This window comes from Methylocystis sp. WRRC1, from assembly GCF_020733155.1.
Taxonomy (GTDB): Bacteria; Pseudomonadota; Alphaproteobacteria; order Rhizobiales; family Beijerinckiaceae; genus Methylocystis.
In genome coordinates, this window is sequence record NZ_JAJFZJ010000001.1 from 2,451,350 (window position 1) to 2,465,000 (window position 13,651).

Sequence of the window (13,651 nt, forward strand, 5' to 3'; positions counted from 1 at the left end):
GCCCGGTGATGGGCGCGGTTGAGATATGACGCCGGGCTCCCGCGGCCGACGCGCTGTCGTTCGAGCTTCCCGCAAGCCGCCGGCCATTAGGGAGATGTCATGAAATCCGTCCTGCGCATCATCGTCTTTGTTCCGCTGGCGCTGATCATCCTTTTCTTCGCGATGGCCAATCGCGGCCAGGTGCGAATCGGCCTCGATCCATTCGCGCCCAACGACGGCTCCGGCCCGTCTTTCGAGGCGCCGATGTTCCTCGTTGTCCTCGTCTCGATGGCGATTGGCGTTCTCGCCGGCGGCGCCTCGTCCTGGCTCGGCCATCTGCCGGTGCGACGCGCCGCGCGGGTGGCGCGCGCGGAAGCGAAAAAGACCCGGCTGGAGATCGAAAAGCTGCGCCAGCAGGCGCTCGCCAGCCTGCCTTCGGAGCCGGAAACGAAGGGCGGCCGGCGATAGACGGGCGGGCGCGCGGCCGCGACGCGAGAATTCTTGTTCAAAAATCGCCGCCGGGCGGAATTCTCGACGATGCAGCCGCTTGAAAAACCCGCCGCACGCCGATAAGAGTGTCGCGCGCGCGAAAACGATGCGAGCAACGCCGCAATAGCTCAGCTGGTAGAGCACATCATTCGTAATGATGGGGTCGGGGGTTCGAATCCCTCTTGCGGCACCAGTAAAATCAAGCACTTGTACTAAAAACTTCCGCCTGCTTTCGAAGGTCCAGAAAGTTGGTAAGAGCTCGGTAAGCGGAAATATAAATTCGGACCTGCCCTCCTAGTTCCGTTCTCGGCAAGTGCGACCAGGGAACAAATCCGCCCCTTGCGCGCGTCTTTCATACGGTTTCCGGATGATTAATTCGGGTTTGCGATTTTTGGCCACCAGTTAAATCCGGCGCGGCTTTTGATGGTTTCGCCAGTCGCGGGCGAGACGAAGGCGGTGGCGTAGAGCCCGTCGAAACGATGGTGGCCGGGCGCGGTTGGCTGTTCGCCAATGGGCGCTCAGACACGCCGCGTGACAGGCTTCAGGCCGAGTCGATGCTCGTCGCTCGCGAACACTTCAACCGGCCGCCGGGGATCCTTTGCGGCTTCCTTGGCGGCGACGTCTTCGAGCTTTTTTGCGCCGCCGCCTCTTCGGGCGACGCCGACTTCGGGTTTTTTGGGAGCGGCGCCTGGATCGACATGCCGCAAGCCTTCAGCGCCTCCCAACCGCATTGCGCCGCCACCGTTTCCAAGCCGAGTTCGCCCGCGAGAAAGGCCGCGACCTTCGTGCTCGTCCACAAGCCGCCGTCGTCCGGCGGTTCTTTCAATCGAAGGCGGAGTTTATCGAGCAGGTCCGGTTTCAAAACCGTCGCCGCCGAACCGTTGCGTCGGCGCAGTTCGCCCAAGGACCCGGGGCCTTCCGCGTTGTAGCGGGCGGTGAGCTGCTCGATCCACCGTCGACCAAACGAAGTCATCTCGACGACCTCGCCGACGCTGTGTCCCTTGGCGAGAAGCCAGATCGTCTGGAAATGCCGCGCCTCGCGCGCGTTCGAACTCGAAACATACCGCTCACGCAACGCCTCGACGCTCAAATGCGCAACTATCGTCGCCATGATCCGCCTCCTGCGATTCATGACGACGCAGCCTAACTGCTTCCCGCCTCTCCGAGAATCCCCGTTTCTCCGAGTCAATCAGCCGGAAACGGTATCATTTGTTCGCCTTTCAGAACGCGCGTTGAAGCAGCCCAGTCAATGCGTTAAGTCTCTGGTCTATGGCCGAATCATTTTTTGAACGACCGATTCTTAATTCTCCATATGAACGCCCAGTCCGTCACTGGGAGCTAGATGGTGACGGCCAGCCGACCAACCTTATCATCGAGGCGCGCAGGCGCTCCGATCTCATTACGCCGGTGCCCAAGCCAAAGAAGCGCCGCCGCTCCCGTGAGCCCGGTGGTTTCGTTTTCGACGCCGGCGAGGGAATCTCGTCCAGGGAGCAGGAATACAATCCCACGCCGATCATCAACGAGGTCCGCACCTACGTTGAGGTCTGGCGCAACCTCAAGAATCCAGACCAATGGCAGGTCACCTCGGAGACGGCGCGGCTGCTGCAACATTGGCGTCACCACCAGTTTGCAGGCGTGCGGCCGTTTTTCTGCCAGATCGAGGCCGTCGAAACTGCCATATGGCTCGTCGAGGTCGCTCCGAAGATGGGCGCCAAGGGCTCGAAGTTCGTAGAATATCTTAAGGGCGCGAACGCCCAGGCAAACCCGGAGTTGCTCCGACTCGGATTGAAGCTGGCGACTGGAGCTGGAAAAACGACTGTGATGGCCATGCTTATCGCCTGGCAGACTGTCAACGCGATCCGCCATCCGAACAGCAAGAATTTTTCGCGCGGCTTTTTGGTCGTTGCGCCCGGGATCACCATCCGCGACCGTCTTCAGGTGCTGTTGCCGAACGATCCGCAGAGCTATTACCGCCACCGCGAGATCGTGCCGCCCGACATGCTGCGCGACATCGATCAGGCGAAGATCGTCATCACCAACTACCATGCCTTTAAGCTGCGTGAGCGGATCGAACTCTCCAAGGGGACACGGCAGGCGCTGGAGGGCTGGCGCGGCGAGAAAGTGCAGACGCTAGAGACGGAAGGCCAAATGCTCCAGCGCGTCATGCCGGAGCTGATGGGCTTAAAAAATATCGTTGTCCTTAACGACGAGGCGCACCATTGCTATCGCGAGCGAGTCAAGGATGGGGACGACGTCGAGGAGGAACTCAAGGGCGAGGAAAGGCTCGAGGCCAAGGAGAATAACGAAGCTGCGCGCATGTGGATTTCCGGACTGGAGATCGTCAAGCGCAAACTAGGGATCTCGCTGGTCTACGACCTTTCCGCGACGCCATTCTTCCTGCGCGGCTCGGGCTACGTCGAGGGAACCCTCTTTCCTTGGACGATGAGCGACTTCTCTTTGATGGACGCCATCGAATGCGGGATCGTCAAGCTGCCGCGTGTGCCTGTCGCTGATAACGTTCCCGGTGGAGATACTCCGAAATTCCGCAATCTTTGGGAGTATATCGGCAAGAAGCTGCCAAAGAAGGGGCGCGGGGCCGGCGGCGGCGCGGCGGACCCGCTCAGCCTGCCAGTGGAACTGCAAACAGCGCTCGATGCGCTTTACGGCCATTACAAAAAGACATTCGAGCTTTGGGAAGAGGCGAAAATCGGCGTGCCGCCGGTATTTATCGTCGTTTGCAACAATACCTCGACGTCAGAGGCTGTCTACAAATACATCTCCGGCTTCCATCGCACCGAGGGTGACGAGACGACGTTGCAGAACGGTCACTTCGAGCTGTTTCGCAATTTCAACGAGTTCGGAGATCGCCTGCCGCGCCCCAACACCATCCTCATCGACAGCGCCCAACTCGAATCTGGCGAGGCGCTCGACAAGGACTTCAAGGAAATTGCGGCCGACGAAATCGAACAATTTCGACGCGATCTCGTCGAGCGGACCGGCGATGCGCGGGCGGGAGAGTCCATCGACGAAGCGACTCTCCTCCGCGAGGTGATGAACACCGTCGGCAAAAAGGGGAAGCTCGGCGAGCAGATACGCTGCGTCGTTTCCGTGTCTATGCTTACCGAGGGTTGGGACGCCAACACCGTGACGCATATTCTCGGCGTGCGCGCCTTCGGCACGCAGCTGCTCTGCGAGCAGGTCGTCGGCCGCGCGCTGCGCCGCGCATCCTATGACCTGAACGACGAGGGCCTGTTCGATGTGGAATATGCCGACGTTCTCGGCATTCCCTTCGACTTCGCGTCGAAGCCTGTCATCGCCCCGCCAGGCAAGGCGCGCGAGACGGTTCGCGTCCATGCCGTCAAGCCGGAGAGGGACGCGCTGGAGATCGTCTTTCCGCGCGTCGAAGGGTATCGGATCGATCTTCCTCAGGAGCGGCTGCAAGCGAGCTTCGGGCCGGACCATGTGTTGCATTTGACGCCCGAACTCGTCGGGCCATCGATCACCAAGAATCAGGGAATTGTAGGCGAGGGCGTCGATCTGACGCTGGCGCATCTGCAAGACAAGCGCGCATCGTCCATTCTCTATGACCTCACGACTCATCTCCTTTACAGCAAATATCGCGACATCGGAGAAGCGCCCAAGCTTCACCTTTTTGGTCAATTGAAACGTATCGCGCGGCAATGGCTCGAAGGCGGATACCTCAAATGTTCGGGGGGAACCTATCCGGCCCAACTCGCATATAAGGAAATCGCCGACATGGCCGCCGAGCGTATCAAGGCGGCGATCACGCTGACGCTCGTCGGCGACAACCCTGTCAAAGCGATCCTAGACGCCTACAATCCCACGGGTTCGACCTCCTACGTCAACTTCTCGACGTCTAAGGAGACACGGTGGCAGACCGATCCCTGCAAATGCCACATCAATTGGGTCGTATGCGACAGCGACTGGGAGGCTGAATTCTGCCGAGTCGCCGAGTCGCACCCGAAGGTGCGCGCTTATGCCAAGAACCAGAACCTTGGGCTTGAAGTTCCCTATCTGATGGGCTCGGCGCCCCGCAAATATCTGCCCGATTTCATCGTGCAGATCGATGATGGCCGTGACGATCCCCTCAATCTCATCGTCGAGATCAAGGGCTATCGTGGCGAGGACGCCAAGGAAAAGGCCAACACAATGCGTGCCTATTGGGTTCCGGGCGTCAACAATTTGGGCAAATTCGGGCGGTGGGAATTTGCCGAGTTCACGGCAGTCTACGAGATTGAAAGCAATTTTTCCGCGCTGGTTGACGGCATTCTCGGGGAAAAAGTCTGATGTTCGACATCACCAAGGAAGACCTGAAAGATCTGCTGAAAAAGGTGGATCAGGGCAAACTGCAGTTGCCCGAGTTCCAACGCAGCTATGTCTGGAACGACGCAGATGTTCGGAGTCTCATTGCATCGGTCATCAAAGGCTTCCCCGTCGGCGCGTTGCTAACGCTAGAGACCGGCGGAGAATTGCGGTTCAAACCCCGCGTTTTGGAAGGCGCACCTGATAAAGGCGCGAAACCTGAAGAGCTTCTGCTCGACGGGCAGCAGCGTATGACCTCGCTCTACCAAACTTCCTTCTCGCAGAAGCCTGTCGTTACAAAGAACGCGAAAAACGCTGAAGTAGAGCGGCTTTATTATCTCGACATCAAACTCGCGATTTCCACCGGCGACGACGTCGAGAACGCGATCATTGGCGTGCCCGCAGACCGAAAGCTCAGAATCAATTTTGGCAAGGATGTCGTTCTCGATCTCTCGACGGCGGAGCTGGAGTTCGAGCGCGACCATTTCCCTCTCAATCGGATTTTCGAAGCCAACGACTGGCTTTACGATTGGAGAGATTACTGGAAATCCAAGGGACGCGATGTCGGCGATCTGATGCGCGATTTCGACCGGGGGCCGGTCGATCGCTTTCAGCGTTATAAAATGCCGATCATACGGCTGGATAGGCGGAACAGCCGAGAGGCAATTTGTACCGTCTTTGAAAAGGTGAATGTCGGCGGGAAAAAGCTCGACGCATTCGAGCTTGTTACTGCGATCTACGCCTCGGATGAGTTCGACTTGCGCGCCGATTGGGACGGCGGCGACAAGAAAGGCGGTCGGCGTCACCGGATCATCGGCCCCCACAACCGCAGGGATGTGCTCACCGAGTTGGCGAGCACCGACTTCCTCCAGGCCTGCACGCTCCTTCATACGCGCGCAAAGCGACTGGAGCGCGCGCAGGCCGGGGCGACTGGGAAAGACCTTCCGGCTGTCAGCTGCAAACGAGAGGCTCTCCTCGCGCTCCCTCTCGAAGGCTACAAGGCCTACAACGATGCGGTCGAGCAGGGCTTCATCAACGCGGGAACCTTCCTGAACGAGCTTAAGATTATCTGGCACAAGGACGTGCCTTATCCGCCCTTGCTCGTGGCGCTCGCTTCCACATCCGCGATCCTTGGCGACGCCGCCGACACGGCTGCGGCGAAGGAGAAGCTCGCGCAATGGTTTTGGTCGGTCGTATTCGGCGAATTATACGGGTCCAGCACAGAGGGGCGACTCGCCAATGACGTGCCCGAGCTCGTCGACTGGATCAAAGGTGTCGGAGCGCCGCCACGATCGCTGCAGGAAGCGCTCTTCCAGCGCGATCGGCTGCGCTCCCTTCGTTCGCGCCTGTCCGCCGCCTATAAAGGCCTCCATGCGTTGATGATGAAGCAAGGTTGCCTCGACTTTATCTCGGGCAAGCCCACCGACATCATGACGTTCTTCAACGAGAAGATCGACATTCATCACATCTTCCCTCAGGACTGGTGCAAGAAAAAGAATATCCCGCCGAGCGTCTTCAATTCGATCGTCAATAAAACGCCGCTCTCGAAGAAATCCAACATCGCGATCAGCGGCGATGCGCCATCGGTTTATTTAAAGCGCATTCAGGATAAGCAGGGCATATCTGCGGAAAAGCTCGACGACATTCTGCGCACGCATTTCATCGAGCCGTCCTTCCTGCGCAACGATGATTTCGACGGTTTCTTCGAGGCTCGACTCGCGCGGCTCGCGCAGATTGTCGGCGACGCCATGGGCAAGCCGGTCGTGCAGCCGGAAGGCGCCGACGAATATCAGAAAGACGTCATGGACCACGAAGAGACCGAGGAAAATGAAGCCCTCGATGCGGAGGCTGCCTGATGGATACGGCTAACCCTGAGTTGAAAATGCCTCGTCGAAAGTCTTTCGCGGCACTGCAACAAGAGCAGCAGGCTGCGTTTTTCTCCAGATATTCCGGGGAATTGATGGATGGTTGGGCCTATCGCCTGAAGCCGGAAAAGGCGGAACTGAACCTCAACCCGTCCTACGCCGCCGGCATAAGAAAGCATTTCGAAGACGCGGCAATACAATGGCACCGCCACGCCAACCACGCGCTGTCCTCGCAGGTTTGCTGTGTCAACTTTCTTGCGCCCCTGGCGCACGAACCTGACTTGCTGTCGCGTGTCGTTGCGCAGGCGCTGAAAATTGCGCCCCCGGCGATGTTGCCGGTCTGCGGTGACCGGTTTGTCGACTTCGAATGGACAGGGAAAGAAGATTATCTCTCCGAATGGCCAAAAGACGGGCGTGCGACGCGTGGCGCGAATGCTACAAGCGCAGACGCTGTCGTTAGGTTCGATACGGGCTCGACCGTGTGCACGGCGCTCATCGAGTGGAAATACACCGAATGCTACGGCGCGCCTCTTGCGGACAAAAATATTCCCGGCCACGGAAACGATAAACGTCGCGCAAGATACGCTGACAAGCTCCTTGATCCCGATGGACCGATCCGGGCGGATCTTGGCCTGACCATAGACGACTTCTTCTGGGAGCCATTCTATCAGCTTGTCCGTCAGCAGATGCTTGCGCATCGGATGGAGGGCGCGTGTGAGGACGGGGCAGAGCGCGTCCTCGTGCTGCATCTCTCGCCGCGTGGAAATTCCGACCTCCACCGCGTAACGTCGCCGGCGCTTCGCAAATTCGGGGATGACGCGTTTACCGTTTTCTCGAAATTGCTTGTCCGGCCCGACCGCTTTCACGCTTGCAACATCGAATCGGCGTTCCTGCCCGTCATCGACAGCGTCGGCAGGGACAGTCCGTCGGCGGACTGGGCGCAATATCTTCGCGAGCGGTATCAATTCCTGTCAGAGGCGGCCTGATGGCCAAAGAACCCAGGAAATCGAAGCCCATCGAGGTCGAAGCCCTCAAGCACGACGCCGCGTCGCGGAAGAATATCCCGACGGCGGAGTTCGAGAGCGTCATGCGTGAGGAGGACAAGTCGCCGATCCGGCTTGCCTATGAGCGGCGGAACAGAGACCTCGATCCGCAGCTCGTCTGGCGCGGGAAGGATGAGCAGGACTGGTCCGACCTCGTCGTGCAGGCGCCGCCGCTTTATATTCAGGAGAAGGTCCACCCCAAGGTCATCATCGACGATCTGAAGCGCGAATCCAAGCGCCGCGCCGAAGAGGCGGCGTGAGCTGCTGCCGGTTTCGTGGACGCCGAGTTAAGTTACTCCCACCTTCTTTTCGAACTCAACCGGGCTGACGTAGCCGATCGTCGAATGCCTGCGGACGGGGTTGTAGAACCGCTCGACGTAATCGAAGACGTCTGCCCGGGCGTCGTCACGCGTGCGGTAGAGTTTCTTCCCGATCCGCTCCGTCTTCAGTGAAGAGAAGAAGCTCTCCATCGCCGCATTGTCCCAGACATTGCCGGATCGGCTCATCGAGCAAACGACGCCATTGTCGGCCATGAGGCGCTGGAACTGCTCGCTCGTATATTGGCTGCCCCTGTCGGAGTGATGCAGCAAGGCGTCCGGCTTGCCGCGACGCCAGATCGCCATCATCAATGCATCCGCGACAAGACCAGCGGTCATCTCGGCTTTCATCGACCAGCCGACGACCCTTCGCGAGAACAGGTCGATGACTGCGGCGACGTAGAGCCAGCCTTCCGCCGTCCAAATATAGGTGAAGTCGGCGATCCACTTCTGGTTCGGCGCTTGCGCGGCGAACTGCCGGTCGAGAACATTCGGCGCGACGACCGCCGACCTTTGTCCGTCGTCCTTCGGCTGACCCCGGCGACGCGGTCGCGCCCGCAAGGCGTTTGCCCGCATCAACCGTTCGATCTTGTGCAGGCCGCAGGAGACGCCTTCGGCTAGAACGTCCCGCCAGACGCGGCGGGCGCCGTAGGTTCGGGCGCTGCCCACGAAGCTCGCGCGGATTTTCTTTGTCAGCTCCTCGTCCGCGACCGATCGGGCGCTCGGCCCGCGACGCAGCCAGGCGTGAAAGCCCGATCGGGACACGTCCAGCGCTTCGCAGAGCCACGCCACCGGCCAGACGCTCCGGTGCTTTGCGACGAAAGCGAACCTCATTTCGCTTCCCTCGCAAAGAAGGCTGCGGCCTTTTTTAGAATGTCGCGCTCCGCCCGCGGTTTGGCGACCTCACGGCGCAGCCTTTCGATCTCCAGTTGCTCCGGCTTCTGCTGGCCGTGTCCGGGGAAGGCCTGCAAGGGATCCGTCGTCAGCTCCCGAACCCAGCGCCGCAACACGTTCTCATGCACATCCAGATCGCGGCAGGCCTGCGCGACGGTGACGCCGCGCTCCTTCACCAACCGAACCGCCTCGACCTTGAACTCCCGACTGAATATCCGTCTCGCCATAACAAACCTCCGGCCTCATGAAACACCGTTTCTCGGCGTCCACGAAACCGGCAGCAGCTTAGATCGCTATGACCGCGGATTAAGGCAGGACGGAACTTCGTTTGTGCTCGATCAAGAAGTGCGACTGGGCCTAAGAGGTGTTCCCGACGGCACCAAGGTATATAGCCTTGGAGATCTGACGTCACAAAGACAAGGTAGGGCAACCGGCCCCGAGTCTGCTATGGGCTATCCAGTTTTGTTCCAGGCAACAGTTTATTCGCCGACCTCAACCCGCGGTTGGTCAACGACTTCATCGGGTATTGAGCGCCTCAAGAAATCGGATCGGATAGAACCTCTCTCCAAAAACCTGCGATATCGGCGCTGCCTTTCGGATTTCCCAGCGTCGCCAAAGTCAAATGTTTGGAGTGATGTGACGGGCGTCCAGAGCCGCTCAGACCCAAAAATTTATGTGGTCCAAACATCAACTAGTGCAGTCGCCCGCTGCATCCTCATGACCACCGATCCCGGCGATCTCGTGCTGGACCCGACCTGCGGCTCCGGCACCAGCGCCTATGTCGCCGAGCAATGGGGGCGGCGCTGGATCACCATCGACACGTCGCGCGTCGCTGTCGCGCTTGCCCGGTCGCGTCTGATGGGCGCGCGCTATCCCTATTATCTTCTTGCCGACACGCCCGAGGGCCAACGCAAGGAAGGCGAGATCACGCGCACGCCACCCAAGAGCGCGCCGACGCGCGGTGACATCCGCCACGGCTTCGTCTATGAGCGCGTGCCACACATCACGCTTAAAAGCATCGCCAACAATGCCGAGATCGACGTGATCTGGGAGAAGTGGCAGGCGACGCTGGAGCCGCTGCGCGAGGCGCTGAACAAGGCGCTGGGGCGCGCGCCCTCGTCCTTCGAGACGCGCCCTGCGGGCGCTCCTCAGGATGAGGGCGCTTCTGGCAAGACGCGGGCATCCCTTTCGCCTCACCCTGAGGAGCCGCGCGGCGGCGTCTCGAAGGGCGAGGCGAAAGCCTGGGAAGAATGGGAGATACCTCGCGAAGCCGACGCCGAATGGCCCGCCGCCGCCAAGGACGCCCATGCCAAATGGTGGGAGGCGCGCATCGCCCGCCAGAAGGAAATCGACGCCTCCATCGCCGCCAAGGCGGACTTCGAATATCTCTACGACAAGCCCTATATCGACAAGGACCGCATCCGCGTCGCCGGCCCCTTCACCGTCGAAAGCCTCTCGCCGCATCGCACGCTTGCCGTCGATTGGGACGACGAGCTGATCGATATGCTGGATGCGGCCGAAGGCAATCGCGCCCCGCCGTCGCGCGACGACGCCATGACGGATTTCGCCGCGATGATCCTCGAAAATCTCCGCGCCGCCGGCGTGCAGCAGGCGCATAAGGAAGACAAGATCGTCTTCACGAGCCTCACGGGCTGGCCCGGCCGCTTCATCTGCGCCGAAGGCCGCTTCATGGAGGGCGAGAAGGAAAAGCGCGCGGGCGTTTTCATCGGCCCGGAATTCGGCACGGTCGCGCGCCCCGATCTCGTCGCCGCCGCACGCGAGGCGGGCGACGCCGGCTTCGACGTGATGATCGCCTGCGCCTTCAACTACGACGCCCATTCGGCGGAGTTCGACAAGCTCGGCCGCGTGCCGGTGCTGAAAGCCCGCATGAATCCCGATCTGCATATGGGCGGCGAGCTGAAGACGACCGGCGCCGGCAATCTCTTCGTGATCTTCGGCGAGCCGGACATCAAGATCGAGGACGCCGGCGACGACATGATCCGCGTAAAGGTGTTCGGCGTCGACGTATTCAAGCCGCAGACGGGCGAGGTCGTCTCCGAAGGCACGGACGGCATCGCCCTATGGATGCTCGACACCGACTACAACGAAGAAAGCTTCTTCGTCCGCCACGCTTACTTTTTGGGAGCGAATGACCCGTATAAGGCTTTGAAGACGACGCTGAAGGCCGAGATCGATGAGGAAGCCTGGGCGAGCTTGTATTCGGACGTCTCGCGCCCGTTCCCGAAGCCGAAGAGCGGGCGGATCGCGGTGAAGGTGATTAATCACCTTGGGGATGAGGTGATGAAGGTGTTTGGGGTGGATTGAATGAAGCCACTAATTGCAAAGCCCTTGAATGACACTCTGAACTGATGGGGTGGAGGGAGCATCCACCCCATCAGTTCAACGTGTAGTCCTGCGAGGGTCTGAGCATAGCGCTCGTAATCTTTGACGAGCCGCCTGCATCGCGTCGCCCAAGCGAATGAACGCTCGACCACCCAGCGCTTGGGCAGCAGCACGAAGCCCTTCTTCGCCTCGGCGAGTTTGACGACGCAAAGTTCGGCGCCCTGCGCTTTTGCTGCTTCGGCCGCGTTCTCGCCGGTGTAGCCCTGATCGACATAGATGAGTTCGACGCTGTCGCCGGTCGCTTCCTGCACGGCGGCGGCGAGCTTGCCGACCTCGGCGCGGTCGTCGACGTTGGCCGGCGTGACATGCAGCGCCAGTAGATGGCCCAATGTATCGACCGCCATGTGCAGCTTCGAGCCACGCTTGCGCTTTGCGCCGTCATAACCGGCTCGCGGGCCGCTCTCCGGGGTCGACCGCAAGGTGCGGCTGTCGATGATCGCCGCCGTCGGCTCGGCAGCCCGCCCGGAGACGATGCGCAAGACGGCGCGCAAATCCTGCGCCAGCGCCTCGAATACGCCCGCCGCCAGCCAGCGCTGCGATTGCTGATACACGGCCGACCACGGCGGCAGATCATTAGGCATGGCGCGCCATGCGATGCCGTAGCGCAGCACGTAACGTAGCCCGTTGAACAGCTCGCGCAGCGAATGTTGGCGCTGCGGCGCGCTTTCGTCCATGAGCGTCAGATACGGCGCAACCAGCGACCACTCTTCGTCGTTGACGTCAGACGGATAAGGCTTCCGAATCGGAGACATCCCATTCTACTAAGGCAATCAACGACCAAAGTACATAACACCCTCTAGGGCGTCCCGGCGCGTCCGTTTGTATCCAACGAATCCGTGGTATATTTGTTGGCAGACCCCGATCTGCTAACAAGTATACCGACCTGCCGCTGACCGACGCCCAGATTCGCGCGGCCAAACCCGCCGAAAAGGTCTCCAAGCTCTCAGACGCGGGCGGCAGCCGTCACCCTTTATCTCGATCAAAAAAGTCCCGGCGCCAACGCTTGTCGAGAGAAGGTGAGGCGGAAAGTCGCGCCATGTTTTTCAGGAATACTGTGTTAAATCCTGATTTCGAGACTAATTTTACGGTAGATTAGTTTGAGGAAGAAACGCGAGAGGCGAGCCATTTTGAGACTAATTGCTTGGAATCTTCTCGCTTTCTTCTGTGCGCTTTCGTGGGCAGGGAGCTTTGACTTGGCAAAAGCTCAGGAGACGGGGCAGATACCCGTCTCCCAATGTCACGCCAACGCCTGGGGCGTGTACCTCTCGCCCGGCTTCGAACCGGGGGTGCGATGGGGCGGTCATCATGTAACGATCGCCGGATTCAATCGAGAGCAAGCCTGCAGGTTCGGCAAGGGCGGCATGGAAATGGCGCTGGAGCAGACGTGGAGAAACCTGCACCAGATGAGACCGTTCCGATTCACCAATCCGGCTGATGCGCAAAACATTGTGGTCGGAGTCATGTTGGGTAAGCAGCCCGTCACCACATTCCAGAGCCCGTTGCTCAACAGGTTAGCAGACCAATTATACTCCCGGGATTTCAAACAACTGCATGGGCCAAAATACAGCGTTAAAAAAGAGCCTTGGCACGTCAGCCTCTACACGAAGACGATATATGTCGAATGGGCCAATATAAAATTAGAGCCATGGCGGCTCTTCATGGTCCGTGAGCCCAGTTGGCTTTGCGCACATAAAGGGGTCGATTGCCATAAGAAGGACTGGATAGAGGTAAACGGCCAAAGAGGAAGCCGGGCGGAAGAACCAGAAGAGCAGCCAGCGCCATATTCACGTTGAGCAGTCCCGCGAAGAACGGCGTCAGGGAGAACCTCGATGCCAGCCGATCGCAGTCGCTTTATGGATTGCGAGGCGGCAAAAATGAAGATCGGGGCGCAATCGTGTTTCGTCTTCCGCACGAGCGCCCGCCAGAGTCCAGAAAACGCGCGGGAGTAGGCCGATGCCACGATTAATATGCGGCCGGGGTTTGGTTTTCACGGAAGATTGTATTTTCAATAATTGGCATATTTGCATGCACGATATTCGCGGCTCGCGGGCGTTGCCGGCCACAACCTTCGTAATTGGAGGAAATTGCAGGATCTTTGTAGCTGAGGGGAGCCTGATGTCATGACAGAGCGTGCAGGAACGCATGAAAAAAGATGCAATCGGCAATCTTTAAAATCAGATTCGCGTCTGTCGTTCCTCGGATTGAATCTTCTGCTGTCGGCTTTGATCTGGGGTTGGGAGCCACGTTCTGTCGTCGCGGAAGAGCTAATGCGCGCTCAAAGCGCGGATCCGATGGAGGCTTCAGACGGGACGCTGAGTGACGCCGCGCGATCTGCGCT

At 59.7% G+C, this 13,651-nt stretch carries 10 protein-coding genes and 1 tRNA gene; 8 read left to right on the plus strand and 3 right to left on the minus strand.

Annotated elements, in window-relative coordinates:
• Positions 1-99: 99 nt before the first annotated feature.
• Both LG047_RS11875 and LG047_RS11880 read left to right on the plus strand, forming a co-directional pair.
• Positions 100-447, plus strand: coding sequence for a LapA family protein (locus LG047_RS11875; protein ID WP_036285065.1), 348 nt, complete (start codon positions 100-102; stop codon positions 445-447).
• Between the two features lie 138 nt (positions 448-585).
• Positions 586-661 (plus strand) — tRNA-Thr (locus tag LG047_RS11880).
• A gap of 348 nt (positions 662-1,009) precedes the next feature.
• On the opposite strand, the gene LG047_RS11885 is transcribed toward LG047_RS11880, so the two are convergent.
• Entirely contained in the window at positions 1,010-1,579 is a 570-nt protein-coding gene (locus LG047_RS11885; protein WP_227966860.1) for a helix-turn-helix domain-containing protein, read from the minus strand.
• Between the two features lie 158 nt (positions 1,580-1,737).
• On the opposite strand from LG047_RS11885, the gene LG047_RS11890 reads away from it, so the two are divergent.
• The 4 genes from LG047_RS11890 to LG047_RS11905 all read left to right on the plus strand — a co-directional run bounded on the left by LG047_RS11890 (position 1,738) and on the right by LG047_RS11905 (position 7,959).
• The gene (locus LG047_RS11890) at positions 1,738-4,776 is read left to right on the plus strand and encodes a BPTD_3080 family restriction endonuclease (RefSeq protein WP_255679569.1); all 3,039 of its coding nucleotides are present in this window, start codon (positions 1,738-1,740) and stop codon (positions 4,774-4,776) included.
• Positions 4,776-6,647, plus strand: coding sequence for a DUF262 domain-containing protein (locus LG047_RS11895; RefSeq protein ID WP_227966864.1), 1,872 nt, complete (start codon positions 4,776-4,778; stop codon positions 6,645-6,647). Before LG047_RS11890 ends, LG047_RS11895 begins: the two co-directional genes overlap by 1 nt.
• 104 nt (positions 6,648-6,751) lie before the next feature.
• Positions 6,752-7,642 (plus strand): hypothetical protein, encoded by an 891-nt coding sequence (locus tag LG047_RS11900; protein ID WP_227966866.1) that lies wholly within the window; start codon positions 6,752-6,754, stop codon positions 7,640-7,642.
• Positions 7,642-7,959, plus strand: a complete 318-nt coding sequence (locus tag LG047_RS11905) for a hypothetical protein (protein ID WP_227966868.1) — start codon at positions 7,642-7,644, stop codon at positions 7,957-7,959. Before LG047_RS11900 ends, LG047_RS11905 begins: the two co-directional genes overlap by 1 nt.
• A 27-nt stretch (positions 7,960-7,986) precedes the next feature.
• On the opposite strand, the gene LG047_RS11910 is transcribed toward LG047_RS11905, so the two are convergent.
• A protein-coding gene (locus tag LG047_RS11910; RefSeq protein ID WP_370635049.1) for an IS3 family transposase occupies positions 7,987-9,137 on the minus strand; the annotation gives its coding sequence in 2 pieces (ribosomal slippage) (positions 7,987-8,876 and positions 8,876-9,137; 1,152 coding nt in all).
• 220 nt (positions 9,138-9,357) lie between these two features.
• Here LG047_RS11910 and LG047_RS11915 point away from each other — a divergent pair.
• Entirely contained in the window at positions 9,358-11,235 is a 1,878-nt protein-coding gene (locus LG047_RS11915) for a DNA methyltransferase (protein ID WP_227966870.1), read from the plus strand.
• On the opposite strand, the gene LG047_RS11920 is transcribed toward LG047_RS11915, so the two are convergent.
• Positions 11,193-12,065, minus strand: coding sequence for an IS5 family transposase (locus LG047_RS11920; protein ID WP_227966871.1), 873 nt, complete (start codon positions 12,063-12,065; stop codon positions 11,193-11,195). The two genes, LG047_RS11915 and LG047_RS11920, sit on opposite strands and share 43 nt — an antisense overlap.
• Before the next feature lie 441 nt (positions 12,066-12,506).
• On the opposite strand from LG047_RS11920, the gene LG047_RS11925 reads away from it, so the two are divergent.
• Positions 12,507-13,106, plus strand: coding sequence for a hypothetical protein (locus tag LG047_RS11925; protein WP_227966872.1), 600 nt, complete (start codon positions 12,507-12,509; stop codon positions 13,104-13,106).
• Positions 13,107-13,651: the final 545 nt, after the last annotated feature.

Coding starts and splice junctions, on each gene's coding strand:
- LG047_RS11885 (WP_227966860.1), bottom strand. CDS start 1,579: ATGGCGACGATAGTTGCGCATTTGAGCGTCGAGGCGTTGCGTGAGCGG.
- LG047_RS11920 (WP_227966871.1), bottom strand. CDS start 12,065: ATGTCTCCGATTCGGAAGCCTTATCCGTCTGACGTCAACGACGAAGAG.
- LG047_RS11875 (WP_036285065.1), top strand. CDS start 100: ATGAAATCCGTCCTGCGCATCATCGTCTTTGTTCCGCTGGCGCTGATC.
- LG047_RS11890 (WP_255679569.1), top strand. CDS start 1,738: ATGGCCGAATCATTTTTTGAACGACCGATTCTTAATTCTCCATATGAA.
- LG047_RS11900 (WP_227966866.1), top strand. CDS start 6,752: ATGGATGGTTGGGCCTATCGCCTGAAGCCGGAAAAGGCGGAACTGAAC.
- LG047_RS11895 (WP_227966864.1), top strand. CDS start 4,776: ATGTTCGACATCACCAAGGAAGACCTGAAAGATCTGCTGAAAAAGGTG.
- LG047_RS11915 (WP_227966870.1), top strand. CDS start 9,358: ATGGGCTATCCAGTTTTGTTCCAGGCAACAGTTTATTCGCCGACCTCA.
- LG047_RS11905 (WP_227966868.1), top strand. CDS start 7,642: ATGGCCAAAGAACCCAGGAAATCGAAGCCCATCGAGGTCGAAGCCCTC.